22 protein-coding genes are annotated in these 24,127 nt (G+C 61.5%); 14 read left to right on the top strand and 8 right to left on the bottom strand.

All coding sequences use genetic code 11. From position 1 onward, the window contains the following. Positions 1-9 precede the first annotated feature (9 nt). From MTP38_RS12900 to MTP38_RS12890, 3 genes are all read right to left on the bottom strand, one after another. Positions 10-1,428, bottom strand: coding sequence for an MBOAT family O-acyltransferase (locus MTP38_RS12900; RefSeq protein WP_249233782.1), 1,419 nt, complete (start codon positions 1,426-1,428; stop codon positions 10-12). 126 nt (positions 1,429-1,554) lie between these two features. Then, positions 1,555-2,139, bottom strand: a complete 585-nt coding sequence (locus MTP38_RS12895; protein WP_249233781.1) for a DUF4358 domain-containing protein — start codon at positions 2,137-2,139, stop codon at positions 1,555-1,557. 144 nt (positions 2,140-2,283) lie between these two features. Continuing rightward, entirely contained in the window at positions 2,284-3,177 is an 894-nt protein-coding gene (locus MTP38_RS12890; protein WP_249233780.1) for a M15 family metallopeptidase, read from the bottom strand. A 75-nt stretch (positions 3,178-3,252) separates the two neighbouring features. Here MTP38_RS12890 and MTP38_RS12885 point away from each other — a divergent pair, with 75 nt between their 5' ends. From MTP38_RS12885 to MTP38_RS12870, 4 genes are all read left to right on the top strand, one after another. After that, the gene (locus MTP38_RS12885) at positions 3,253-3,690 is read left to right on the top strand and encodes a SpoVA/SpoVAEb family sporulation membrane protein (protein ID WP_227621399.1); all 438 of its coding nucleotides are present in this window, start codon (positions 3,253-3,255) and stop codon (positions 3,688-3,690) included. 116 nt (positions 3,691-3,806) lie between these two features. Further along, a complete protein-coding gene (locus MTP38_RS12880; RefSeq protein WP_249233779.1) occupies positions 3,807-4,832 on the top strand; it encodes a stage V sporulation protein AD in 1,026 nt (341 codons plus the stop codon). Beyond that, a complete protein-coding gene (locus MTP38_RS12875; RefSeq protein ID WP_015564451.1) occupies positions 4,829-5,185 on the top strand; it encodes a SpoVA/SpoVAEb family sporulation membrane protein in 357 nt (118 codons plus the stop codon). Before MTP38_RS12880 ends, MTP38_RS12875 begins: the two co-directional genes overlap by 4 nt. A 107-nt stretch (positions 5,186-5,292) precedes the next feature. Next, complete coding sequence (locus MTP38_RS12870; RefSeq protein WP_249233778.1) at positions 5,293-5,556, top strand: peptidoglycan synthetase; 264 nt, start codon at positions 5,293-5,295, stop codon at positions 5,554-5,556. A gap of 463 nt (positions 5,557-6,019) precedes the next feature. Here the strand turns inward: MTP38_RS12870 and rpsT are convergent, their stop codons facing one another. Continuing rightward, entirely contained in the window at positions 6,020-6,280 is a 261-nt protein-coding gene (rpsT, locus tag MTP38_RS12865) for a 30S ribosomal protein S20 (protein WP_149793985.1), read from the bottom strand. A 178-nt stretch (positions 6,281-6,458) separates the two neighbouring features. Here rpsT and gpr point away from each other — a divergent pair, with 178 nt between their 5' ends. The 9 genes from gpr to MTP38_RS12820 all read left to right on the top strand — a co-directional run bounded on the left by gpr (position 6,459) and on the right by MTP38_RS12820 (position 16,465). Continuing rightward, complete coding sequence (gene gpr, locus MTP38_RS12860) at positions 6,459-7,238, top strand: GPR endopeptidase (RefSeq protein WP_249233777.1); 780 nt, start codon at positions 6,459-6,461, stop codon at positions 7,236-7,238. Between the two features lie 54 nt (positions 7,239-7,292). Then, on the top strand, positions 7,293-8,417 hold the full coding sequence (spoIIP, locus tag MTP38_RS12855) for a stage II sporulation protein P (protein WP_249233776.1): 1,125 nt from the start codon (positions 7,293-7,295) through the stop codon (positions 8,415-8,417). A gap of 353 nt (positions 8,418-8,770) precedes the next feature. Continuing rightward, positions 8,771-10,159, top strand: coding sequence for an asparagine--tRNA ligase (asnS, locus tag MTP38_RS12850; RefSeq protein ID WP_227620083.1), 1,389 nt, complete (start codon positions 8,771-8,773; stop codon positions 10,157-10,159). 179 nt (positions 10,160-10,338) lie between these two features. Beyond that, positions 10,339-11,382 carry an A/G-specific adenine glycosylase gene (gene mutY / locus MTP38_RS12845; RefSeq protein ID WP_249233775.1) on the top strand — a complete coding sequence of 348 codons (1,044 nt, stop codon included), beginning with the start codon at positions 10,339-10,341 and terminating at the stop codon, positions 11,380-11,382. 142 nt (positions 11,383-11,524) lie between these two features. Then, a complete protein-coding gene (locus MTP38_RS12840; RefSeq protein ID WP_249233774.1) occupies positions 11,525-11,734 on the top strand; it encodes a phosphatase in 210 nt (69 codons plus the stop codon). A 192-nt stretch (positions 11,735-11,926) separates the two neighbouring features. Further along, complete coding sequence (locus MTP38_RS12835) at positions 11,927-13,231, top strand: murein hydrolase activator EnvC family protein (RefSeq protein ID WP_249233773.1); 1,305 nt, start codon at positions 11,927-11,929, stop codon at positions 13,229-13,231. Between the two features lie 599 nt (positions 13,232-13,830). Further along, complete coding sequence (locus MTP38_RS12830; RefSeq protein WP_015538118.1) at positions 13,831-14,115, top strand: hypothetical protein; 285 nt, start codon at positions 13,831-13,833, stop codon at positions 14,113-14,115. Positions 14,116-14,279: 164 nt separating this feature from the next. Beyond that, positions 14,280-14,744: a hypothetical protein gene (locus tag MTP38_RS12825; RefSeq protein ID WP_112120869.1), complete on the top strand. Its 465-nt coding sequence runs from the start codon at positions 14,280-14,282 to the stop codon at positions 14,742-14,744. Further along, a complete protein-coding gene (locus MTP38_RS12820; protein ID WP_442900531.1) occupies positions 14,741-16,465 on the top strand; it encodes a recombinase family protein in 1,725 nt (574 codons plus the stop codon). Before MTP38_RS12825 ends, MTP38_RS12820 begins: the two co-directional genes overlap by 4 nt. Positions 16,466-16,563: 98 nt before the next feature. Here MTP38_RS12820 and MTP38_RS12815 read toward each other — a convergent pair whose 3' ends face one another. The 3 genes from MTP38_RS12815 to MTP38_RS12805 form a co-directional block, all read right to left on the bottom strand. Continuing rightward, positions 16,564-17,547 carry an aldo/keto reductase gene (locus MTP38_RS12815; protein ID WP_227620087.1) on the bottom strand — a complete coding sequence of 328 codons (984 nt, stop codon included), beginning with the start codon at positions 17,545-17,547 and terminating at the stop codon, positions 16,564-16,566. A gap of 131 nt (positions 17,548-17,678) precedes the next feature. Then, positions 17,679-19,283 (bottom strand): peptide chain release factor 3, encoded by a 1,605-nt coding sequence (locus MTP38_RS12810; protein ID WP_158395355.1) that lies wholly within the window; start codon positions 19,281-19,283, stop codon positions 17,679-17,681. Positions 19,284-19,569: 286 nt separating this feature from the next. Beyond that, positions 19,570-20,427 carry a GNAT family N-acetyltransferase gene (locus MTP38_RS12805; RefSeq protein WP_249233771.1) on the bottom strand — a complete coding sequence of 286 codons (858 nt, stop codon included), beginning with the start codon at positions 20,425-20,427 and terminating at the stop codon, positions 19,570-19,572. Positions 20,428-20,616: 189 nt separating this feature from the next. Between MTP38_RS12805 and MTP38_RS12800 the strand changes: the two genes are divergently transcribed. Next, on the top strand, positions 20,617-22,035 hold the full coding sequence (locus tag MTP38_RS12800; protein ID WP_249233770.1) for a S1C family serine protease: 1,419 nt from the start codon (positions 20,617-20,619) through the stop codon (positions 22,033-22,035). A gap of 77 nt (positions 22,036-22,112) precedes the next feature. Here the strand turns inward: MTP38_RS12800 and pulA are convergent, their stop codons facing one another. Further along, positions 22,113-24,062, bottom strand: a complete 1,950-nt coding sequence (gene pulA / locus MTP38_RS12795; RefSeq protein ID WP_249233769.1) for a type I pullulanase — start codon at positions 24,060-24,062, stop codon at positions 22,113-22,115. Positions 24,063-24,127 lie beyond the last annotated feature (65 nt).

The raw sequence follows: 24,127 nt of genomic DNA, 5'->3' as shown, positions 1-24,127 counted from the left end.
CGCCTCCTCTTAGAAGTTGAAATACAGGAACGGGCTGTTGGTGCTGCCCACGACATAGGCCATCGAGATGGTCAGGAGGGCCAGAATGGTCAGCGCCTTGGTGACGGCATGGCGGGAAAGCAGGTCCCACAGCTTTTCGATGAGCGGGGTGCAGCAGAGGACAGAGACCGCCAGCAGCACGCCGTAGTTGCGCAGGAAGTAAAGGGGCATCACGCCGCCGGATGGGATAAAGAGCTTTTGGAACAGCAGCCCGAACTCCACGCCCGCGTCGTTGCCCACGAACATGGCCCAGCCCACCACCACGAGGAAGAGGGTGTAGAGATGGGGCCAGACCCTGCCCTTCTTCAGATAGGGCAGCAGGAAGAGTTTTTCCAGAGCCAGCAGCACGAAATAGTATAAGCCCCAGCAGATGAAGTTCCAGTTCGCGCCGTGCCAGATGCCCGTGAGCAGCTCGACGACAAAGAGGTTGAAGATCTGACGCCGGAGGCCCTTCCGGTTGCCGCCGAGGGGGATATAGACATACTCCCGGAACCAGCCCGAGAGGGTCATGTGCCAGCGCCGCCAGAACTCGGTGATGGAGGCGGAGATATAAGGGTAGTTGAAGTTCTGGGGAAAGTCGAAGCCCAGCATCTTGCCCATGCCGATGCCCATCATGGAGTAGCCGGAAAAGTCGAAATAGAGCTGTAAGGAGTAGGCGATGACGCCCAGCCAGACCAGCGGAGTGGAGGCGTTGGCAAGGCCCACGAAGGAGACGGAGGGGCTGTCCGCTACCCCGATGATGTCGGTCCAGAGGGCGCCGACGGCGTCGGCCAGCAGGACTTTCTTCGCCAGACCGAAGGTGAAGAGGGTCATGCCCTCCTCGATCTGCTTTAAGTTATAGCGGCCTTTGTAGACGTGGAGGCGGTCGGAGACGTCCCGGTACTTGACGATGGGGCCTGCGATGAGCTGGGGGAACATGACGACGTAAGCGCCGAAGTCGATGATGTTGTGCTCGGTCTTCACGTCCCGGCGGTAGACGTCGATGGTGTAGGAGAGGGTCTGGAAGGTGTAGAAGCTGATGCCCAGCGGCAGCACGCTGATGCCCGGGATGGCCGCAAAGCTGGTGCCGAAGAGGGCGTTGAGGCTGCTGAGCACAAAGTTTGCATACTTGAAGTAGAAGAGCATCCCGAGGCTGCCCGCCAGTGCGATGAGCAGCAGGACGAGGCGGGCCGTCCGGTTCCGGTCGAAGCGCTCAAGCCCGAGTCCGCAGAGGTAGTTGATAAGGATGAGGGCCAGCATGACCGGGAAAAACCGTACCTCGCCCCAGCAGTAGAACACGAGGCTGCACAGGAAGAGGACGGTGTTTTTGAGCTTCGGGGGCGCGAGGTAATAGAGCGCCAGCGTGATGGGCAGAAAGCGCAGCAGAAAGATGATGGTGCTGAAGACCACGGCGTCAGTCTCCTTTCGGACTTTCCCCGGTGGGGGGAGCGGACAGCGCCGGGAGGCGCTGCGTGAGAGGTTTTACCAAAGCGAAAAAGGCCGATGCCGCTGCGGCACCGGCCCGGAAGCGCTTCTTTACTTGCCCAGAACGCCGTTGACGGCGCTGGTCAGGTCGGCAGAGCAGCCGTTGGAGGCAATGATCATCACCACGAGGTCGTCGCTGACGTCGATGATGGCATTCTCCACGTTGGACTGTGCCTCAGCAAACTCGGCGTAGTTGCCGTAGAAGGCCACCTGATCCTGCTGGTAGGTCTTGAGGGTGTCCATGACATCCTGTGCCTTGCCTGCGGCGGGCTGGATGGCCAGCACGAGGCCGGCGTCGCCGTTGTCGTTGCTCTTGATGCCCTTGTAGCTGGTGACATCGTCGGCCTTCAGGCCGAAGTCGTACTCGATGTTCATGGCTGTGATCTCAAACTGGTTGGAGATGGGGTTCGTTTCCAGCAGGGCGTCCACGGCAGAGGCCACGGCGTCGGAAGCGCCGTTCTCCTCGGCGGAGACGGAAGCAGCAGGCTCAGAGGCGCTCTGGCTGGCAGCCCCGGAGGAGGCCGCAGAGGATGCCGAAGAGGATGCAGAGGAGGCAGAGCCGCCGCAGCCTGTCAGCAGGACACAGCCCGCAGCCAGCGCAGCAGCAGAAAGGACGAGTTTCAGACGAATATTCATAGAAGATTTCCCTCTTTTGTCGTTAAATTTCCAAGGCCCGGCCGCACCGAAAAGCGTCGGCCCAAGACCCTTATCAGTCTATCATAACGAGGTTCGGATTGCAAACGAACTGCAAGATTTTTAACCTTTTCTTCACCGGTCGGGTCAGCCTTCGGCCGCGATGTCCCGCAGCGTCTGGATATACTCCTCGAAGCAGAGGCCGCTGGCGTTGATCCGGGCCGCATTTTCGACGCCGACATACCGCCAGTGCCACGGCTCGTAGATGATCTCGGTCTTGTCCTCGGCGTCCTTCGGGTAGCGGAGGATGAAGCCGTAGTCCCCGGCGTGTGCACAGAGCCAGCGGAAGGCGGCGGTGTTCTCGAAGCCCTCGTCCAGCCCGGTGTGCTCGGGGCTGTTCAGATCGGCGGCGAGGCCGCAGTTGTGCTCGGAGTAGCCCGGAGGGTTGACGACGGCTGCGGCCTTTTCCTTGGCAGCGGCGTTGTCATAGCCCTTGTTGAGGTAGTACTGGGTCTTTTTCTCGTAGAGGCTGGTCTGGTACTTGACGCTGCGGTAGCCGCTCTGCATCCAGACGGTGACGCCGTCGGCGGCTGCGGCCTTCTGCATGGCGAGGAAGGCGTCGCAGGCCGCCGTCTGGAGAGTCTTGTTCACGGCGGTGGCAGAGCCGCACTCCTTGGTGTCAAAGGTGTAGTCGTCCGGCATCTTGTTGGTGTGGTTCACCAGCACCATCAGCGGGTCGGCCAGCAGGGCGCGGGCCTCGTCGGCGGTGAGGCCGAGGGCGTTGGAGGGGGCGGTGTTCTCGGGGACGCTGGACGCTGCGGCCTCCTGCGGGGCGCTCTGCGCCGGGAGAGGGGCCGCAGACGCCGCCGAGGCGCTGGGGATGGCGGCGCGGCGGGTGAGCAGGAAGGAGACGCCGCCCGCGGCGACGCAGAGCATCAGGGTAAGCCCGGCCACCCGGCGGATGGCACGTCTGCGCCTGCGGCGGCGCAGCTCAGCGCGGGTGAGGCGTCGGTGCTGAGGATGAGGAGTGGAGGGATTCATAAAAGACCTTCTTTCCGGTTGGGTGTGTATATTTTTCCACAGGGGAGGACATCCTATTCCCGGGAGGCGAACAGGATGAAAATGTCGGCTGAGGAATACGGGCGCAGGGTGCGCCGGGTCGGCCCGCCCTCGCCGCTGGGCAGAGACTGCCTTTGGGCGTTCTGCGTGGGCGGCGGCATCTGCCTGCTGGGCGAGGTGCTGCGGGGGTGGTATCTGACCATGGGGCTGGACAAAGAACTGGCCGGCACCCTCACCAGCTGCACACTGGTAGTGTTGTCGGCCCTGCTGACGACGCTGGGCCTCTACCAGAAGCTGGCCGCGAAGGCGGGCGCGGGCACCCTCGTGCCCATCACAGGCTTCGCCAACGCGGTGGTCAGTGCGGCCATCGAGTTCAAGACCGAGGGCCGGGTGCTGGGCACCGGCGCGAAGATGTTCCTCATCGCCGGGCCGGTCATCGTCTACGGCACGCTGGCGGCGGTGCTCTACGGCAGCGTCTGCTGGCTGCTTGGATAAAACGGCTCTCCCTGTCCAGAATACGCAGGAGAGGGTGCGAAAATTGCATCCGCCTGCCGAAACCCCAGTATACCACAAAAAGCGGATAAAATCAGCCCCATAAAGGAGGAAACTGTATGGCCGCACGCCGCGGAGATACCCTTTTGTTCCCGACGCCGCCCATCGTGGCGGCGCATGCGGCCATCGGCGGCAAAAAGGAGGGCGAAGGCCCCCTCGCCGCCTGCTTCGATGCGCTGAGCGCCGACAACTTCTTCGGCCAGTCCAGCTGGGAAGCCGCCGAAAAGGAGCTGGCCCTGCAAACGGCGCGGCTCTGCCTTAAAAAGGCCCAGACGACCCCCGAAAAGGTCAGCCTCGTGCTGGCGGGAGACTTGCAGGCCCAGTGCACCGCATCCAGCTACGCCATGCGAGAGCTGGGCATCCCCTTCGCGGGCCTGTTCGGCGCGTGCAGCACGATGGCCGAGGCGCTGGGCCTCGGCGCGGCGCTGTGCAGCGCCGGGATGGCCGACGGCCTGCTGGCCATGACGTCCAGCCATTTCTGCGCGGCAGAGCGCCAGTTCCGCACGCCGCTGAGCTACGGTGCGGTGCGGACGCCCACGGCCCAGTGGACGGCCACGGCGGCGGGAGCCTGCCTGCTGCGGCCTGCGGGCGAGGGGGTGCAGCTCTGTGCCGTCACCTTCGGGCGGGTGCAGGACTATAAGATAAAAGACATCAACAACATGGGCGCGGCCATGGCCCCTGCGGCCGCAGCCACCCTTCTGCGCTATCTGAAGGACACCGGCAGCGCTCCGGAGGACTTCGACCGCATCTACACCGGCGACCTCGGCCATGTGGGGAGCCAGCTCCTCCGCGACCTGCTGGCGGCGGAGGGACTGCTGCTCAAGAACCATGTGGACTGCGGCTGCATCCTCTACGATGCCACTGAGCAGACCGTGAAGAGCGGCGGCTCCGGGCCGGGCTGCAGCGCCTCCGTCCTCTGCGGGCATATCCTGCCCCGCCTCGAGCGGGGGACGCAGAAGCGGGCGCTCTTTATCGCCACCGGCGCACTGATGAGCCAGACGACCTTTTTGCAGAAGGAGAGCATCCCGGCCATCGCCCATCTTGTGGAGCTGCGCAGCCCGCAGCAGAAGGAGGAAAACGGATGAATTACTTCTGGGCCTTCGTGGTGGGCGGCGGCATCTGCGTCATCGGCCAGCTGCTCATCGACCTCACCGGCCTGACCCCTGCCCGCATCCTGACGGGCTATGTGGTGGCGGGCGTCATCCTTTCGGCGGTGGGGTGGTATGGGCCGCTGGCGGAGTTCGCGGGCTGTGGGGCCACCGTGCCCCTGCTGGGGTTCGGGCATCTGCTGGCCAAGGGGGTGCGGACAGCCATCGAGGAGGAGGGGGCCATCGGCATCCTCACCGGAGGGCTGACGGCTGCGGCTGCGGGCATCACGACAAGCCTTGTATGCGGGGTGGTGTGCTCGTGGGTGGGGAAGAGCCATGACCAGAACTAGAAAAGCATCCCGGTCTCGCGCCGGGATGTTTTTCTGTGCGTGGCGGGCCGTTTCGGCTCATTTTTCGTCCGGGGTGCGTTATATTGGGACCAAAGGAGGCAGGAAGCATGAAACAGGAAACACAATGGACGACCATCTTCTGGGAGGGCTGGACAGCGCAGGCGCTCTGCGCGGCGGCGGTGTTCTGGCCCGGCAGCGCGGCGCTGCGATACCCGGCGGTGCTCTGGCCGGGGCTGGCCCTTGCAGCGGCAGTCCCCGCCGTCTGGGCCGGGTGGTGGATGCTGGCCCAAAGGCCGAAGCCGCTGCCGGAGGAGGTGGTGATGGAAAAGCAGGGGAAGATACATATCGTCACAGAGGAGGTTTTTCTTTAAGTGGGTGCGCGCGCTTGTGCGCGGGGTTAGAGTGCTGTTACGGTAAGGCTAAGTTCTCTTTTGCGTGCCAAAAGAGAACCAGAAAAGCACCCGCTACTTTCGAGGCGCGGGAGGCACGAATCAAGGGCGAGCAGCCCTTAACTCGTTGCGGGGAGAGTGGAGTCCAGAGGTAGGGAGGGGGGAGTCGAAACACCCCTCCCTGCCTCTGGCCCGCGCGGAGCGCAAGCCACTTGACCATAAGAGAAAACCTGCCCCGCGCCACCAGCGCGAAATCCCACTTAAAGAAAAAATCAGCCCTACTGCAACAACGCTTTAATCCGCGCCACCAGCGCGCGCCTGCTTAAAGAAAACCAAGCCCTGCTGCAACAGCAATCGGACCGACCCCGCGCCCGGAAAAATAAAAAACAAAAACCCCCGCACCGGGGTCCCGGTACAGGGGTTTTGTTCGTCAGTCAAACTGCGATCAAGCGTTCTTGTTCGCACGCTTTGCCATACGGCTGATCTTGCGGCTAGCGGTGTTCTTCTTGATGACACCCTTAGCGCGAGCCTTGTCGATCGCGGAAACAGCAGCCAGGACGGTTGCGTCCTTGTCAGCGGCATTCGCATCGATGGCAGCGTCTGCCTTCTTGACGACTGTTTTCAGGTTGGTCTTAATGGCCTTGTTGTGAGCCTGCTCTGCAACAGCCTGCACGACGCGGTCCTTCTGAGATTTGATGTTAGGCATTCGTTCCACCTCCTTGGCTACCTATAACAGCGCACCTTATGATACCATATTTGCCGTTCCAGCGCAAGCATTTTTTCGATTTTTGTTTCAAAAAGTTTTGATTTTCCCATACTTTTTGTGCTGCAAGGCCCCAAAAACGGCTTTTTGGCGAAAAATGGAACAGAAATGAGGGAAAACGATGCGCTTGACCGATATGGCGGACGAGCTGTATGCCGCGGCGGCAGACCTGCCCGGCGGCGTCCGCACAGCCACGGCGCGGCGGGGCGGCGTGACGGTGACGCGGGTGGAGATCGCCCGGGAGGGCCTCGAAAAGCCCCGGGGGCGGTACGTTACGCTGGAAGTGCCCAGCGTCAGCGTGCTGGACGAGCGGGACGCCGAAGTTATTGAGCAGGCGGCGGAGGAGCTGCGGGCGCTTATGCCGCCGGAAGGGCCGGTGCTGGTGCTGGGCGTGGGCAACCGCCGGGTCACAGCCGACGCCCTCGGGCCGAGGACGACCCAGAAAATTTTCGTCACGATGGGGGCGGGCCGCCCGCCGGTGCAGGGCATCCGCCCCGTGGCAGCGGTCGCCCCGGGGGTCTCGGCCTCCACCGGTCTGAGCTTACAGCAGCTGGCCGGGGCGCTGGTGAGGGAGGTGAGGCCCACGGCCCTCATCTGCGTGGACAGCCTCTGTTCTTCTGAGCCGCAGCGGCTGGGCCGGACGCTGCAATTTTCCGACGCCGGCCTCTGCCCCGCCCAGCCCGGCAGCGCCCGACATCTGGACACGGCCCGGCTGGGCCTGCCGGTCATCGCGGCGGGCATCCCGACCCTGATGGCGGCGCAGGAGGGCAAAGACCTCGTCGTGACGCCCCGGGAGCTGGACAGCGTCATCGCCCACGGGGCTGCGCTGCTGGGCGCGGCTATCAACCGGGCCTTGCAGCCGAGGCTCAGCATCGCCCAGCTCTGCTGGCTGGCGGGATAAAACCAGAGCCTCCGTCATATTGTAAAGACAAAGCAGAAGGGGAGGGGGAAGTCTATGCGCTGCAGAGAGGCCGGGCAGAGCCGGATGCTGCCGTTTCTGGGCGCTGCGGCCCTTTTTGCGGCCCTGACCATCACGGCCCACAGCCTTGTGCTGGGGCTGGCAGCGATCATCGCCGGGCCTGTCCCGGCGGCACAGACCGCCCTTTCCCTGAGCCGGAAGGCTGTCGCCAGCGGGGCGCAAGAGGCGGCGTCTGCCGCCGAAGCCGCCCCGGAAAGCGCTGTATCTGCCCCTTCACAGCCCGAAGCCGCCGCTCCGGCGGAAGGCATCGAGGGCTACCTTGTGGAGCTTCTGGGCGAGGACGCCCGGCCTGAGAATGCGGGCGCTGTCCTCGAAAAGAACTACCCGCAGGGCAGCGGCGGGAAGTATGTCCCCTGCGGCGCGGGCAGCATCAAAAATAACACCCGTCAGAGCGTGGCGGACATCGCGGCGGAAATAGAAAATCCGCTGCCCTTCGGGGTCGAAAAGGACAGCCCCGACCCGCAGATCCTCATCATGCACACCCACGCCACCGAGGACTACCGTCTCTCGGCAGGGCTGTGGTATTCGCCCGGCGACGGCGCACGCACGACCGACACGAACCTCAATATGTGCGCCGTGGGCCGTGTGATGGCCGACACCCTCAATGCCGCCGGGCTGAACACCCTCCACGACGAGACCCTGAACGACTACCCCAGCTACACCGGCAGCTATGCGAACAGCCGGGCCGTCGTCCAGCGGTACTTGGCCCAGTACCCCAGCATCAAGGTAGTGCTGGACGTCCACCGGGACGCCATCGAGACGGAGGGTGGCTCCCGGATGGCCCCCGTCTGCACCGTGGACGGGCGGCAGGCGGCGCAGGTCATGATCATCTGCGGCTGCGACAACGGCGGCAGCGTCCAGCTGCCAAACTGGCGGCAGAACCTCCGCTTTGCCGCCGCGTGGGAGCGCAGCATGGAGGGGATGTACCCCGGCTTCACCCGGCCTGTGTTGTTCAGCTACCGCTTCTATAATCAGGATCTGACCACCGGCAGCCTCCTCATCGAGATCGGAGGTCACGGCAATAACCTGAATGAGGCCCTCTACGCCGGGCAGCTGGCCGCAAATGGCCTCGTGCAGGCCCTGCTGGGGCCGGATGCTTGACGAAACGGCGGCAAAGTGCTATATTTTAAGAAGTAAATGCAATGAGCGGGAAAAGTAGCGCATCACAATGCCACAGAGAGCGCGGCAGAGCTGGGAGCCGTGCGCGGACGGTGCGTGAACGAACACCCGGGAGCAGCAGGCTGAACAGGGCGCGGTCTTATCCGACCGAGCGCCGCCAGTAGGTGCGCCGCAGGCCCAGCGTTAACGGGGCAGCGCTTTTACCATGAGCGCGTGAGCGACCGGACACTTCCGGTAATTCAGGTGGCACCGCGGACATTACAAGACAGCTTGTTCGCCCTGAACTTTCAGGGAGAAAAGCTGTCTTTTTATTTTATACCGGAGGTAATCTGAAAATGGAACGCACTGAGATCGTTTCGCTGTACAAGAACACCCCCGCCGACGGTACGGTCGTCACCGTATGCGGCTGGGCAAAGAACATCCGCGACTCCAAGAACATCGGCTTCATCGCCCTGTCGGACGGCGGCTGCTTCAAGACCCTGCAGGTCGTGCTGGAAGCCGGCAAGCTGGCAAACTACGATGAGGTCGTCCACACCGGCCTGTACAGCAGCCTGCGCGTCGTGGGCCGCATCGTGCTGACCCCGCAGGCAAAGCAGCCCTTCGAGCTGAACGCCGACAGCGTGGAAATTCTGGGCGACTGCCCCGCCGACGAGTACCCGCTGCAGAAAAAGAAGATGAGCATGGAGTATCTGCGCACCATGCCCACCCTGCGCCCCCGCACCAACACCTTCAACGCTGCTTTCCGCGTCCGCAGCGTGGCGGCGTATGCCATCCATAAGTTCTTTCAGGAGAACGGCTTTGTCTACGCCCACTCCCCGCTGCTGACCGCTTCCGACTGCGAGGGTGCCGGCGAGATGTTCCGCGTCACCACCCTCGACCTCGACAACGTCCCCAAGAACGAGGACGGCACCGTCGATTACACCAAGGACTTCTTCGAAAAGCCGGTCAACCTGACCGTTTCCGGCCAGCTGGAGGCCGAGGCCATGGCCATGGCCTTCGGCAAGGTGTACACCTTCGGTCCCACCTTCCGCGCCGAGAAGAGCTTCACCACCCGCCACGCCGCTGAGTTCTGGATGATCGAGCCGGAGATGGCCTTCTGCGACCTGAACGGCTACATGGATACCGCCGAGGCCATGACCAAGTACGTCATCCGCTATGTGCTGGACAACTGCCCCGATGAGATGGCCTTCTTCAACCAGTTCATCGACAAGGGCCTCATCGAGCGCCTCGAGCTGGTGGCAGGCAGCGAGTTCGGCCGCATCAGCTACACCGATGCCATCGAGATTTTGAAGAAGAACAACAAGAAGTTCCAGTTCCCCGTGGAGTGGGGCGTGGACATCCAGACCGAGCACGAGCGCTACCTGACCGAGGTGGTGTTCAAGAAGCCCGTCTTCGTCACCGACTACCCGAAGGAGATCAAGAGCTTCTACATGAAGCAGAACGCCGACGGCAAGACCGTGGCCGCAGCCGATATGCTGGTGCCCGGCATCGGCGAGCTGATCGGCGGCAGCCAGCGCGAGGAGGACTACGACAAGCTCGTGACCCGTATGGACGAGCTGGGTCTGGACAAGTCCAGCTACGACTGGTATCTGAACCTCCGCAAGTTCGGCGGCGTGGAGCACGCAGGCTATGGCCTGGGCTTCGAGCGGATGATCATGTACCTCACGGGCATCCAGAACATCCGTGACGTGCTGCCCTTCCCCCGCACGGCTTACGGATTCTAAGTAGTAAAAAACCTCTCAGTCAAAGCCTGTCGGCTTTGCCAGCTCCCCTATCGAGGGGAGCCTCTGGCGAAGAGGGAAAGTTTCCCATTTTGCCAAGGCCTCTCCTCGGTAGGAGAGGTGGCATTGCGGAGCAATGACGGAGAGGTTTCTTTGTTTTTTCAACAAGGAGGCCCAAACAAGTGGAAAACATCGCCCCGGCCCTGCTGGAATGGTTTTACCGGAACCAGCGCATCCTGCCCTTCCGCACCGACCCCAGCCCTTACCACGTCTGGCTGAGCGAGATCATGCTGCAGCAGACCCGCGTCTCGGCGGCGCTGCCGTATTACGAGCGCTTTCTGGCGGCGCTGCCGGACATCCCGGCGCTGGCGGCCTGCGAGGAAGAAAAGCTGCACAAGCTCTGGGAGGGTCTGGGCTACTACAGCCGGGTGCGCAACCTCCAGAAAGCCGCCCGCATCGTCTGCGAGGAGTACGGCGGCGAGCTTCCGGCCGACTACGACGCCCTCCGCGCCCTGCCCGGCATCGGGGACTACACGGCGGGGGCCATCGCGTCCATCAGCTTCGGGCTGGCCGTGCCTGCCGTGGACGGAAATGTGCTGCGGGTGTTTTCCAGATTGTATAATGATCCGGGTGTTATTACAGAACCGGGGGTAAAAAAGGCCTTTACAGCCCGGGTCATGGAACATCAGCCCCCGGAAAAGGCGGGCGACTACAATCAGGCCCTGATGGAGCTGGGGGCGCTGGTCTGCCTGCCGAACGGTGCGCCGCTGTGCGGACAATGCCCGCTGGCAGCGCTGTGCGCCGCCCGGGCGGCAGGCACGGCGCTGGAACTGCCCCGCAAGGCCGCGCCCAAGGCCCGGCGGGTGGAGCCGGTGACGGTGGTGCTGGCCGAGGATGCCGAGGGACGGTTCCTCTTACAGCAGCGGCCCGGGAAGGGCCTGCTGGCCGGGCTGTGGCAGCCCCTTTTATGGGAGGGCGAGGCCCTCAGCGCCGGGGAAGTGCTCGCCCGTCTGGAAGAGCTGGGCCTCGGCTGCGCGGGTGCCGAAGCCCTGCCGGAGGCAAAGCACATCTTCAGCCACATCGAGTGGCGGATGAAGGGATATGCCGTCCGCGTCGGCGCAGTTTATGCCCCGGCAGGCTGCGTCTGGGCCAGCCGGGAACAGATGCAGGACGAATATACCCTGCCCGGTGCATTCAAGGCCTACAGAAAGCGGATGGGGCTCTGAAAAAGCAAAATTTTGCCTTTTTGGTTGTAATTTTCGCGCAGTACGGGTATAATAGTTGCAGAATAGACCGAGTCTGTGCCGCGGAATGACCGCTGAGAATGGCTGGACCGCTGGTTCGACCAAAAAGGAGTGTGCTGAACCTATGAAGAATTCTTGTCTGATCGCTGTTGCCGCAACGCTGGCCGCTGTAGCGGGTGCGCTGACCGCTGTGGCTGTTTATCTGCGCCGCCGTGAGAAGGAGCTGGACGAGTACGAGCGCCTGCTGTTCGGCGAGGATACCGCCGCCCCCGCTGAGGAAGAGCCTGCCGAGGCCGAAGAAGAGGCAGCTCCCGCTGAGGATACTGCCGAATAACGCGGGCCGAAACAGAACAAAACACCAGAGGGCGCACCGGCAGTCTGTAACAGGGCTGTGTCGGTGCGCCCTTTTTCTTACCCGCAGCACAGGATTTGAAAGAAAACCTCTCAGTCCGCGCTTTGGCGCGGACAGCTCCCCTATCGAGGGGAGCCAAATAGAGGAGTGCTGCGCAGAAAAGGGGTACATGGCATGAAACGACTTTTATTATGGCTCATCGGCGTGGCGCTGGGCGTCGCGGTGCTGCTGGCGGCGGTGATGAGCGTGAGCTACTCGTTCACCTCGGAGGGGGCGAAGCCTGCCTCTGCGGTGCAGTTCGCCGGGCAGGAGCTGGAACCCAACGGCTGGTGCTGGCAGGTGCCGCTGCTGGGCGGTCAGCTGGACAAGGTATTCGCCAGCCCCCGCACCCTCACGGTGCAGAAGCTGGGCGTCCTCTACGACGCCCATCCGGCTTTCACCCTGCCCGACTGGTTCAGCTACGGCCCTCTGACCATCACCGACAGCGCGGGCAATGTGGTCTTCACGGGCACGGTGCCCGCCTACGAGGACTTCCTCTTCCCGGCCAACGGAGACTACAAGGCCGAGCTGACGCTCTGGCGGATGCCGGAGACGATGCTGGCCACCCAGTTCGAGGGCGGCAGCACCGGCCAGCTCCGGCGAAATCCCCGGCTGGAGAAGCCCGCAAAGCCCACAGGCTGGTACTATTACTCCTTCCGGTTCACCTTGCAGGCCAGCGCCGGAGTGGAGCTTTCTGCCGACCGGGTGGAGCAGGGCGGCACGGTAGCGGCGGCCTTCACCGGCATGGTGGGCGACACCGCCCCTGCCGTGGAAACAGACCTCGGCAGCGTGCAGGCCGTCCGCTTGGGCAGCGGGTGGCGTGCCTACATCCCGGCGGCCTACAACGCCTCCGCCGGTGCCCACGAAGTGACCTTTACGGTGGGCGGCGAGACGGTGACAAAGAACATCACCGTCATCCCGAAGGATTTTGGCACTGTCGAGGTGGAAGCCGGGCCGGAGGCCTCCGAGGAGGCCAACGCCGAGTTCCGCAACATCGTCTGGCCTCTCTACGAGCAGCCCGCCCGCGAAAAGCTGTGGAGCGGCGGCTTCGTCTGCCCGGCGGAGAACTACATGACCCTCGTGGATTTCGGGCAGGTGAAAGTCACCGGCGGCAAGCAGGGCAGCAGGTCCAACTCCACAAAACTTTACACCATCCCGGGCGAACCCTGCCGCGCCCCGGCGGCGGGCGTCGTGGTGCTGACGAAATATCTCGCCCTCACCGGAAACACCGTCGTCATCGACCACGGCTGCGGGCTGCGCAGCTACCTCTACGGGCTGGACGCCCTCTCGGTCAGCGCTGGCCAGAGCGTCGAGCGGGGGCAGGCTGTGGGCGCGCTGGGCGAGGAGATGACGATGGACTTCAAGCTCGGCAGCAAGAGCGTGAACCCGTGGCCCCTGTTCCAGACCAGCGGGGGGCTGTTCTGGAAGGAGAACGGATGAAAAAATACAAAAGGGACTGTTGCAACTGCTGGGTATCCGTAAAACAGTTTTCGAAAAATGACACGGCAACTGCCTGTCAGGATTGGTTACGGAGTACCCGGCTAGGCCGAGGAAGCATCAAGTCCCATGTCCGCACCGTTAAGGTGTTGGGTATGGGGCTTTTTGCATTTCAGGAACGTATACACCTCTGGAAAGGTGTAACACACTAGACTTTGTACCAAAGTCGTGTGCCAAGGGTGCTGCGCCCCTTTGGAATCCCTGCTTACATCGCCTGTGGGCGATGTAGATTCGCCGCACAGAAAGCTCTCACAAAAGGCACACCCGGCTGTCTGCGGCGAGGAGAAGGCACTTCTGCGGAAGTGTAATAACCCACTATGACACTTTCATCCCTGTGGTCTGCAAAGTGTAGTGGGCTCTCCGAGGGGGAAACGGCTATATAGGGTGCGCTTCGGGCAAATCGCTGCGTACGTGCGTACCAATCTCTCGTACGCACGTACGCAGTAAAACGGCTAAAATCTCCTATATAGGGGTGTTCTTCTGGAAATCAATATGATATACTCAACTTAACCAACCATCAACTAATAGGAGGCGGTAATATTATGGGAAAAACTTTTGTGTGTAGCTTATGCCGTAATGGAATCATTGGCGGTGGTTTGTACATTGATGAACAGAGCATTACATATTCAACTCAAAAGCTCACAGTCAGTCCACTGTATCGCAACCTTGTATTGCCCATGAACGAGATAAGGGAGCTTTCATGGAGTCAGATGGTCGTTCCTGTTGCAGCAATTTCCATGAAAGATGGAGAATGTTATAAATTTATCATATATAACAAATCAGGATTTGAAAAGGCATATAAGCAATATAGCAACCACCAAGAATGAAATCACCTAGCAGGGTTTGGGGCAGGCACGCCCCAACAAGAAGCTGTCCCAAAAGGGCAAGAATTTTCAAGAATTGAAAATTTGTGGCCACGGGACGATTCTTGCTCTCACGAAAACCCATACTTTTTGAAAATCCGCTTTTCGCAGCCAAAGGAGGATGCACCATGAAAAAAGAGATCGAAGCCTTCGTCAACGCAGCCAACGAGCAGGAGTTGGAAGCCGCATGGAATAACCTCTCGGCAGAGGAACAGCGAGTTTTCGAGCAGCTCATGGAGGAAGAACCACCCGAAGATGCACTGGCATTTTTCGCACAGCTGTATGATGATGCCCCGAAAGAGCAGACCAGCGAGACTGTGAACATCTCCGAAAATGAAATCTATTTCAAGCGGAAGCCCTTGACCGAAGAGCAGAAGAAACACAGCTCTTATGTGGACGAGAACGGCAACCTCCATGTCAAGAACCTGTCCGCTTTCTGGATTCCAGAACTGACCACCACGGAGAAAGTCGGTCACACCACCTACACCGTGACCGGCAGCTATGAGGGCAAGGAGTCCTTTTTGAAGAAGCTGGAGCGCATTGTTGCCAAGAACGCCCAGCAAAAATTTGAAGATGAGGGTGCAGACGAATGACAACTGCGTCCAATTCTGCTATACTTGACCCGGTAACCAATCCTGTACCGACAGTTGCTCCACAGAGTAAGGAGGACACAACAATGTCTGGAGCAACGAATAAAATCACCGCACTTTACTGCCGACTGTCGCAAGAGGACGCACGGCTCGGCGAAAGCCTGTCCATTGAGAACCAGAAGGCTATTCTTCTGGAATACGCTAAGAAGAATCACTTTCCGAACCCGGTGTTCTTTGTGGACGATGGATATTCCGGCACGAACTACGACCGCCCCGGCTTTCAGAGTATGCTGGTCGAGATTGAAGCGGGGCGTGTAGGAATCGTTATCACGAAGGATTTGTCCCGACTGGGACGCAATTCTGCCTTGACAGGTCTGTACACAAACTTCACTTTTCCTCAGTATGGCGTTCGCTACATTGCCATTAACGACAACTACGACACCATTGACCCGAACAGCGTAAACAACGATTTTGCGGGCATTAAGAACTGGTTCAACGAGTTTTACGCCCGTGATACCAGCCGCAAGATTCGGGCTGTTCAGAAGGCCAAGGGAGAGCGTGGAGTACCGCTGACGGTCAATGTGCCGTACGGCTATGTGAAAGACCCGGAGAACCTGAAACATTGGCTTGTTGATCCAGAAGCGGCTGCAATCGTGAAGCGCATCTTCTCCATGTGCATGGAAGGCCGTGGCCCGACCCAAATTGCAAACCAACTGTGGGTGGACAAAGTTCTGACTCCCACCGCCTATAAGTTGAGCCATGGCCTGAGTACGAACTCACCCGCCCCGGAAGACCCTTATCGCTGGGATAAAAGAGCAGTAAGTTCGATTCTGGAACGCCTGGAGTACACTGGCTGCACAGTCAACTTTAAGACCTATACTAACTCTATCTGGGATAAAAAGAGACATCTGAATCCCGTGGAAAATCAGGCTATCTTCCCGGATACACATGAGCGCATTATTGACGATGATGTGTTTGAAAAGGTTCGGGAGATTCGTAGCCAGCGTCACCGCATGACCCGGACAGGCAAGAGCAGCATTTTCTCCGGTATGGTCTACTGCGCTGACTGCGGTTCCAAGATGCAATATGGTTCGTCCAATCACAGGGACTTCAGTCAAGACTTCTTTGATTGCTCTCTGCACAAGAAGAACGGGAGCAAGTGCAAGGGACACTTCATCCGGGTAAAGGTTTTGGAGGGCCGTGTGCTAAGCCATGTTCAGCGGGTGACGGACTACATCCTCTGTCATGAGGACTACTTCCGCAAGGTCATGGAGGAGCAGCTTCGGGTGGAAAGCACCGAAAAGCTGACTGTCCTGAAGAAGCAGCTTGCCCGGAATAAGAAGCGGATCGCAGACCTCAAACGGCTGTTCATGAAGATTTACGAGGACAATGTTAACGGAAAGCTGAGCGATGACCGCTTCGACATGATGAGTCAGAGCTACGATGCCGAACAGAAGCAGCTGGAAGAGGAAGTTCTCTCCATCCAGCAGGAAATTGAAGTACAGGAACAGCAGATCGAGAATATTGAAAAGTTCGTCCAGAAAGCGCACAAGTACGTTCATATTGAAGAACTCACCCCTTATGCTCTCCGTGAACTGGTGTCGGCCATCTATGTGGATGCCCCGGATAAGTCCAGCGGAAAGCGGGTGCAGCACATCCATATCAAGTACGATGGGCTGGGGTACATCCCTCTGGATGAACTGGAAGCAAAAGAAAAGGCGTGACCGAAGTCACGCCAAATCTTCCCCATTTCGGGAGCTTTTGCAAATACTGTTTTATGGGAACTCTGCTACGCAGCAGTCCCTTTTGTTATAGAAAAGCTTCAGGAGATGGCGTCCACGTCCCACTTCATCTGGACGGCGTCGGCGCCTTCCAGCGTGATGTGGAGCGCACCGGCGTTGTCGATGGCCTGCTCGGGCGTCCGTGCACCGCACAGGACGTGCAGGCCGGGGATCATCCGGGCCGTCAGGGCGATGACCAGCTGCGCCTTGGTGCAGTGGTACTTCTCGCAGAGGTCGCCCCAGCTGTCCAGCAGGTGGATGGCCTGTGCCCGGCGGGCAGGCTGGAAGCAGGGGTTCGTGTTCCGGGTGCTGCCCTCGGGATAGGTGGTGTCCATCGTCACCTTGCCGGTGAGCAGGCCCTGCTCCAAGGGAGAGTAGGCCTGAATGGACACGCCCAGCTCCTTGCAGGTGGGCAGCAGCTGCTTTTCGATGCGGCGGGTCAACAGGCTGTACTTCTCCTGAATGACGTCCAGCTGGCCGTACTTGCAGTAGCCGCGGATGAGGTCGGCGGTGGTGTTGGATGCGCCGATGGCCCGGATCTTGCCCTGCTCTTTGAGCTTCATCATGGCCTCGACGGTCTCTTCCAGCGGGAAGATGGAGAGGTCCGGCGTCTGCCAGTGGGTGTACAGCACGTCCAGATGGTCGGTGCCGAGGCGGCGCAGGCTGTCTTCCACATCCTCGATGATGCTCTTGGCGGAGAGGTCGCGGTAGGTCTGCACACCATCCACGACCTTGTGGAGAACAGGGCTTTCGTGCCGCCACTCGAGGCCGCACTTGGTGGAGAGGATGACCTTGTCCCGGTCGATGTGGCGCAAAGCCTCGCCCACCACCTCTTCGCTGTGGTAAAGGCCGTAGATGGGGGCAGTGTCGATCCAGACGATGCCCTGCTCCACGGCAGTCTCGATGGCCTTTACCGACAGGGCATCGTCATTGTCGCCCCACCAGCGTCCGCCGCCGATGGCCCATGTGCCCAGCCCCAGAAAGGGGGCAGAAAGGCCGCTTTTGCCAATATTACGTTTTTCCATAGATCCATTACCTTCTTTGCCAGCGGTGCTCCCGAGAGGGGACTACTGGGACTCATTGTTGTATTTCTAATATATTCCAAAAAGAGCTGCCGTGCAGGTGCTCTGCACAGCAGCTCTTGGAAACCTGTAACTTAAATATTGCCAAATTCGCTCAGCTTTAACGTCTCATTGTGCGTCTCGGCCCAGCGGATGGCCCAATCGGAGGTGAACAGGAGCAGGCGGTTGCCCTTCATGTCCTCCACGGCCTTGGTGTCGCTGGTGAGGTCGAGGTCGCGCAGGACGTAGGTGTCGGGGTCGTTCTGGATCCAGCGCAGCTGCTCAAAGGGGAGCTGCTGCATCCGGATCTCCACGTTGTACTCGGTGTTCAGACGGTACTCCAGCACTTCCAGCTGCAGCACGCCCACGACGCCGACCACGACTTCCTCCATGCCGCCGCCCACTTCGCGGAAGATCTGGATAGCGCCCTCCTGAGCGATCTGCTCCATGCCCTTCACGAACTGCTTGCGCTTCATGGTGTCCTTCTGCTCGATGCGGGCAAAGTGCTCGGGAGAGAAGGTGGGGATGCCGGCGAACTCGACCTTCTTCTTGCCGGTGCACAGGGTGTCGCCGATGGAGAAGATGCCCGGGTCGAACAGGCCGATGATGTCGCCTGCATAGGCCTCATCCACGATGGCGCGATCCTGCGCCATCAGCTGGGTGCCGGTGGCCAGCTTGATGTTCTTGCCCTCCTGCACATGGTAGGCTTCCATGCCGCGCTCGAACTTGCCCGAGCAGATGCGCATAAAGGCGATGCGATCGCGGTGTGCCTTGTTCATGTTGGCCTGGATCTTAAAGATGAAGGCCGAGAACTCGTCGCGGCAGGGGTCAACGGCCTCGCCGGTCAGGCTGTCCACGCGGGCCAGCGGGGTGGGGGTGAGGCGGAGGAAGTTTTCGAGGAAGGGCTCGACGCCGAAGTTGGTCAGCGCAGAACCGAAGAAGACGGGACTCAGCTCGCCGCGCAGCACCCGGTCGAGGTCAAATTCCTCGGCAGCGCCGTCCAGCAGTTCGATCTCGTCCACGAGCTGCTGGTGCAGGTAGGGGGTCAGCAGCTCGTCCAGTGCGGCATCGCCCAGCTCGGCCTCGGTCTCCTCGACCTTCTTGACGCCGTTGGCGCGGCCGTCGCTGGAGAAAGCCAGCACCTTGCGGGTGTTGCGGTCGAACACGCCCTTGAACTCCTTGCCGCAGCCGATGGGCCAGTTCATGGGGTAGGTCTTGATGCCAAGGATCTCTTCGATGTTCTCCATCAGCTCGAAGGGGTCGCGGGCCTCGCGGTCCATCTTGTTGATGAAGGTGAAGATGGGGATGTGGCGCAGGGTGCAGACCTTGAACAGCTTGATGGTCTGAGCCTCGACGCCCTTGGCGGCGTCGATGACCATGACCGCCGAGTCGGCTGCCATCAGGGTGCGGTAGGTATCCTCCGAGAAGTCCTGATGGCCCGGGGTGTCCAGAATGTTGACGCACTTTCCGGCGTAGTTGAACTGCAGGACAGAGGAGGTGACGGAGATGCCGCGCTGCTTCTCAATGTCCATCCAGTCGGACACGGCGTGCTTGGCGCTCTGCTTGCCCTTGACAGAGCCGGCCTGATTGATGGCTCCGCCGTACAGCAGCAGCTTTTCGGTCAGCGTCGTTTTGCCGGCGTCGGGATGGCTGATGATCGCAAACGTCCGGCGGCGCTCGATTTCTTCACGATTTGTCATATAAGTTTCGTTCTCCTGAGATGCGGCCCTGAGGAGGGCCGGGTGGATGTATAAACAAAGAAATGTCTTGTTTTACATAGGAAATCTCCTGCTGAAAACCTCTCCGTCACGCCTACGGCGTGCCACCTCCCCTATCGAGGGGAGGCCTTGGCATGACGGAAAACTTCATCTCTTCGCCAGAGGCTCCCCTCGGTAGGGGAGCTGTCGAGCGATAGCGAGACTGAGAGGTTAAATTACATACAACGCTTATTTTAGCAGAAAATACACATGGATGCAAGAGTTTTTGCTATTTTTTCAGAACAAGGCAGGGCAGGGGCGCTGTATCGGCCCAGTTGGCGAAATCGCACACCAGTACGGTATATTTTTCCAGAGGGAGGGCGCGCAGCCAGCCGAGGATGCTCTGTTTTTCGCCGGTGCCGATGACCCGGCCGCTGTAGAGGATGGCACTGAGCACGCCGCCCGGGCGCAGAGCCGTAAGAGCTGCTTCCAGCGCGGGGATGCTGCTCTCGGCGGTGGAGAAGACCCTGTGGTCGGCCCCGGGCAGCCAGCCGAAGTTGAACATCACGATGTCCGCTGTGCCGGGCCGGACATGGTGCAGGAGGTTTGCGTGGCTGTCGCAGAAAAGCTCCGCGGCGAGGCCCTGCGCTTCGAGCCGGGCGCGGGTGGAAGCGATGGCCTCAGGCTGGATGTCGAAGCCCAGCACCCGCCCCTCCGGGCCGACGAGGCGGCAGAGGAAGGCCGTGTCACCGCCGTTGCCGCAGGTGGCGTCGATGCACAGGGCGGCATGGGGCAGGTGGGCCGCAAGATAGTCCTGTACCAAGCGCACTGCCGTCAGGTCGGGGGTGCGGCGGCGGCAGAGCCGCCCGCCCTCGGGGACGAAGCCGAATTTTTTCCAGAACAGCCCCTCGCCCTCGTCGGCAGGCAGCGGCGCAGTGAAGACCGTGGCGGCCTCCCGGTCATAGCCGCCGAAGCGGCGCAAGATCTCTTTCAGTAAATAGGAGCCATAGCCCTTCCGCCGCCACTGGGGCAGGACGGACAGGGAGGTGATGTCCGCGCCCTTGGGGGCGGGGGTGACGCTGCACTGGCCGATGACGTCGGACTCCTTATAAAGGGCGAAGCCGCCCGCAGTCACAGAAAGCTTCATGGATGTCTCCTTGGACCTTATTTCACACATTCTTCACGGGGGAAACGATTGATTTTCACAATTAGCAGATAGAATAAAATCGTGCCAGAGGGGAGCGGCAGAATGCTCCCTCCCGACCGAAGCTGTTTTTGTGGCCGGTACGTTCCGGCGGGGACAGCTTCCCGATCCCTTCGAAAGGAAGTAATCACGATGGATGAAAATAAATGGGAATATGACTATTCCTCTTCCAATAATTCTGCCGGGGACACCGGCTATCCCAATGTGGGTTCCAGCGGCATGAACACTGCCAACACCGCTTCCAGCTTCAGCGAGAGCACGGGTGCTTCCGGCGGCGCGACGCCGCCTCCCGCCCAGCCGCAGAACGCTGCCCCCGCAGCCCCGAAAAAGCCGAAAAAGAACGCCGGTAAGGCCGCAAAGAGCATCGTCGCTCTGGTGCTGGCCGCAGCGATGGGCTTTATGGGCGGCTTTGTGGGTGCACGCTTCGGCGGCGGCAGCAAGGTCGTCATCCAGCAGGTGGAGCGCTCGGACAGCGCTGCGGCAGACTCGGAGAGCGCCGCAGGGGGCACCTCTGTTTCCAGCGGCATGACCACTGCACAGGTGGCCAAGACCGTCAGCCCCAGCGTCGTTGTCATCACCACCGAGCAGGTGGTCTACTCCCAGTGGTCGTGGTACGGCCAGAGTCAGGTGGAGAGTGGTGCCGGCAGCGGCGTCATCATCAGCTCGGACGGCTACATCCTCACCTGTGACCACGTCGTGTCGGGTGCCTCCAACATCACCGTCACCATCGGCGACAAGGACTATCCCGCCACCATCATCGGCGAGGACTCCACCAGCGACATCGCAGTCATCAAGATCGAGGCCGACGGCCTGACCCCCGCCATCGTGGGCGACAGCGACAAGCTGGCCGTGGGAGACAATGTGCTGGCTGTGGGCAACCCGCTGGGTGAGCTGGGCGGCACCGTCACCAGCGGCATCGTCAGCGCCCTGAACCGCAGCGTCTCCATCCAGAGCTCCAGCGCCGTCAACACCATGTCCCTCATCCAGATGGATGCTTCCGTCAGCCCCGGCAACTCCGGCGGCGGCCTGTTCAATATGAACGGCGAGCTGGTGGGCATCGTCAACGCAAAGTCCTCCAGCTCCGACGCTGAGGGTCTGGGCTTCGCCATCCCCATCAACGACGCCATCAAGGTGGCGCAGGATCTGCTGGAGAACGGCTATGTCACCGGACGCCCCTATATGGGCATCACCTATCTGGCTGTGACCGACGCCCAGACGGCGGCGCAGCTGGGCGTCAACGCCTACGGCATCTATGTCGTGGATGTCGTCTCCGGCGGCCCTGCCGATCAGGCGGGCCTCAAGGCCGGTGACCGCATCATCAGCATCGACAACACCGAGGTGGCCCAGAAGACCGACCTCGGCACCCTGATGCAGGAGCACTCCGCCGGGGACACCCTCTCCATCACCATCGCCCGCGATGGCCAGATGCAGACGGTGAGCCTGACGCTGGGCGAAAAGAACGCCTCCAACAGCGGCAGCGCCAGCACCAACGGCGCAGCCCGTCAGGAGACGCCCAGTGAGTCTGCACCCCAGCAGGACCCGCAGGGCTAAAAGTCAAGACATCCCCCAGAAGTTCCTTTCTTCTTGTTGGGCGGCTCGCCGTGTGATGCGGCGGGCCGCTTTTTTTGTCATACGCGCCCGAAGATGGTGGCGCTGCACGGGAGGAGCGTCACCTCGCCGCCGCAGACCCGGCTGGGGCTTTTCCAGAGAGCAGAGGAAACGCCGTCGCTCAGCAGCTTCCACTGGCCCTCCGGCAGGCTGACCCGTTTTTCCTCCCCGGTGGGGTTATAAAAAACGCAGAGCGCCCGCCATTCGGCACCGTCGCCGGGGGCGGCGGGCAGCGTCCAGCCCACAAGGGGCTGCTCCAGCGAGAAAAAGCGGATGGCCGCCGGGCTGGCGGCGTCCGGGGCGCTCAGGCGGGGAAACCGCGCCCGCAGGCCCAGAAGCCCCCGGTAATAGTCCACGAGGCCGTGGAACTGTGCCGCCCGCTTCCAGTCCAGACGGTTGAGGGCGGGGGAGGAGCGGTAGCTGTTGCCCTGCCCCTTTTTGGTGCGGGCGAACTCCTCGCCGGCCAGCAGGAAGGGCATCCCCATGCAGGTGAGATAGATGCCCGCCGCCAGCCGGTTCTGGGCCAGTGCCGCCGAGTCGGCGGCGGTGTACTCGGGCCGGGCATACCGCACCAGAAGCAGCTTGTCCCAGAGGGTAAAGTTGTCGTGGGCGGACACATAGCTGACGATCTGGGCGGGCGAGTGGGCGGGCAGCTTGTCGCTGCGGCACCACGCGGCTACCGCGCCGCCAATGTCCCAGAAGCTGTCCGGCCTGCCCTCCACATAGCCCGGCTCCCGGGCGTCGAAGCAGCCGCCCTTGATGACGTCGCGGGTGTTGTCGCAGAAGATGCCGATGCGGTCGGAGAGCATGGCGAGGTTGGCTTTGTTGGCCTCGTAGCAGTGGAGCTGGCTCCCGCCGCCCTGCCACGGCTCGCCGTACATCAGGATGTCCCGGCCTCCGGGCAGGGCGTCCAGCGCGGCCCGCAGCTCGTTCATGGTGTCCACATCGTAGAGGCCCATGAGGTCGAAGCGGAAGCCGTCGATGTGGTATTCCTGCGCCCAGTAGAGCACCGAGTCGATGAGGTATTTCCGGGCCATGGGCCGCTCGCTGGCAAACTCGTTGCCGCAGCCGCTGCCGTTGGAGAAGCTGCCGTCCGGGTTCTGCCGGAAGAAATAGTAGGGCACGGTGCTGTTCAGCGGGTTTTCGTTGCGGTACATATGGTTGTACACCACATCCATGACGACGCCGATGCCCGCCGCGTGGAGGGAGGCGATCATCTCCTTGCACTCCCGCACCCGCACTTCGCCCTTGGAGGGGTCGGTGGAGTAGCTGCCCTCGGGGACGTTGTAGTTGGTGGGGTCATAGCCCCAGTTGTACTGCCGGGTGAGGGGGCGGCTCTCGTCCACGCTGCCGAAGTCGAAAATGGGCATCAGCTGGACATAGCCCACCCCCAGCCGTTTGAGGTAGTCGAGGCAGGTGGGGAAGGTGCCCGCCGAAGAGAGGGTCGTGCCCTTCTGGGTAAAGGCCATGAACTTGCCCCGCCACCCGGTCTGCACGCCGGAGGCCGGGTCTTGGGAGAAGTCGCGGACACTGACCTCCCACACTGTCCGGCGGGAGGCCGGGATGGCCGGGCGGTGGTCGTGGCTCCAGTCGGGCGGGTCGATGCGGGGGGCGTCGAGGATCATGCTGCGCAGACCGTTGACGCCCGCCGTCCGGGCGTAGGGGTCGCCCGTCTCGTGCTGCGTGCCCTCCACCTCCACGGTAAAGGTATAGTAGCGCCCGTGCTGGTCGCCGGGCAGGTAGACTGACCACAGCCCCTGCCCCTGCGGTTCCAGCGGCAGGCTGCCCATGCAGGCTCCGCCGTCGCCCCGGCGGTAGAGGTTGACCGAGACGCTCTGCGCCGTGGGCGCCCAGAGCCGCAGCCGGGTGCCCGAGGGGTTGTATTCCGGCCCCAGCGGGCCGCTGTAATTGGTCTGCCGTGCAAAGGCGCTGCTCTCGAACAGCGTTTTCCACTCTGCGGGCGTTTTCATTCTATTCCATTCCCTTCTCATGAATCAGATGATATAAAATTAGTGTACCCGCCCGGCTGCGGATT

This window comes from Faecalibacterium sp. I3-3-89 (assembly GCF_023347275.1).
Lineage (GTDB): Bacteria > Bacillota > Clostridia > Oscillospirales > Ruminococcaceae > Faecalibacterium > Faecalibacterium butyricigenerans.
This window is presented reverse-complemented; position numbering and strand designations above follow the sequence as displayed.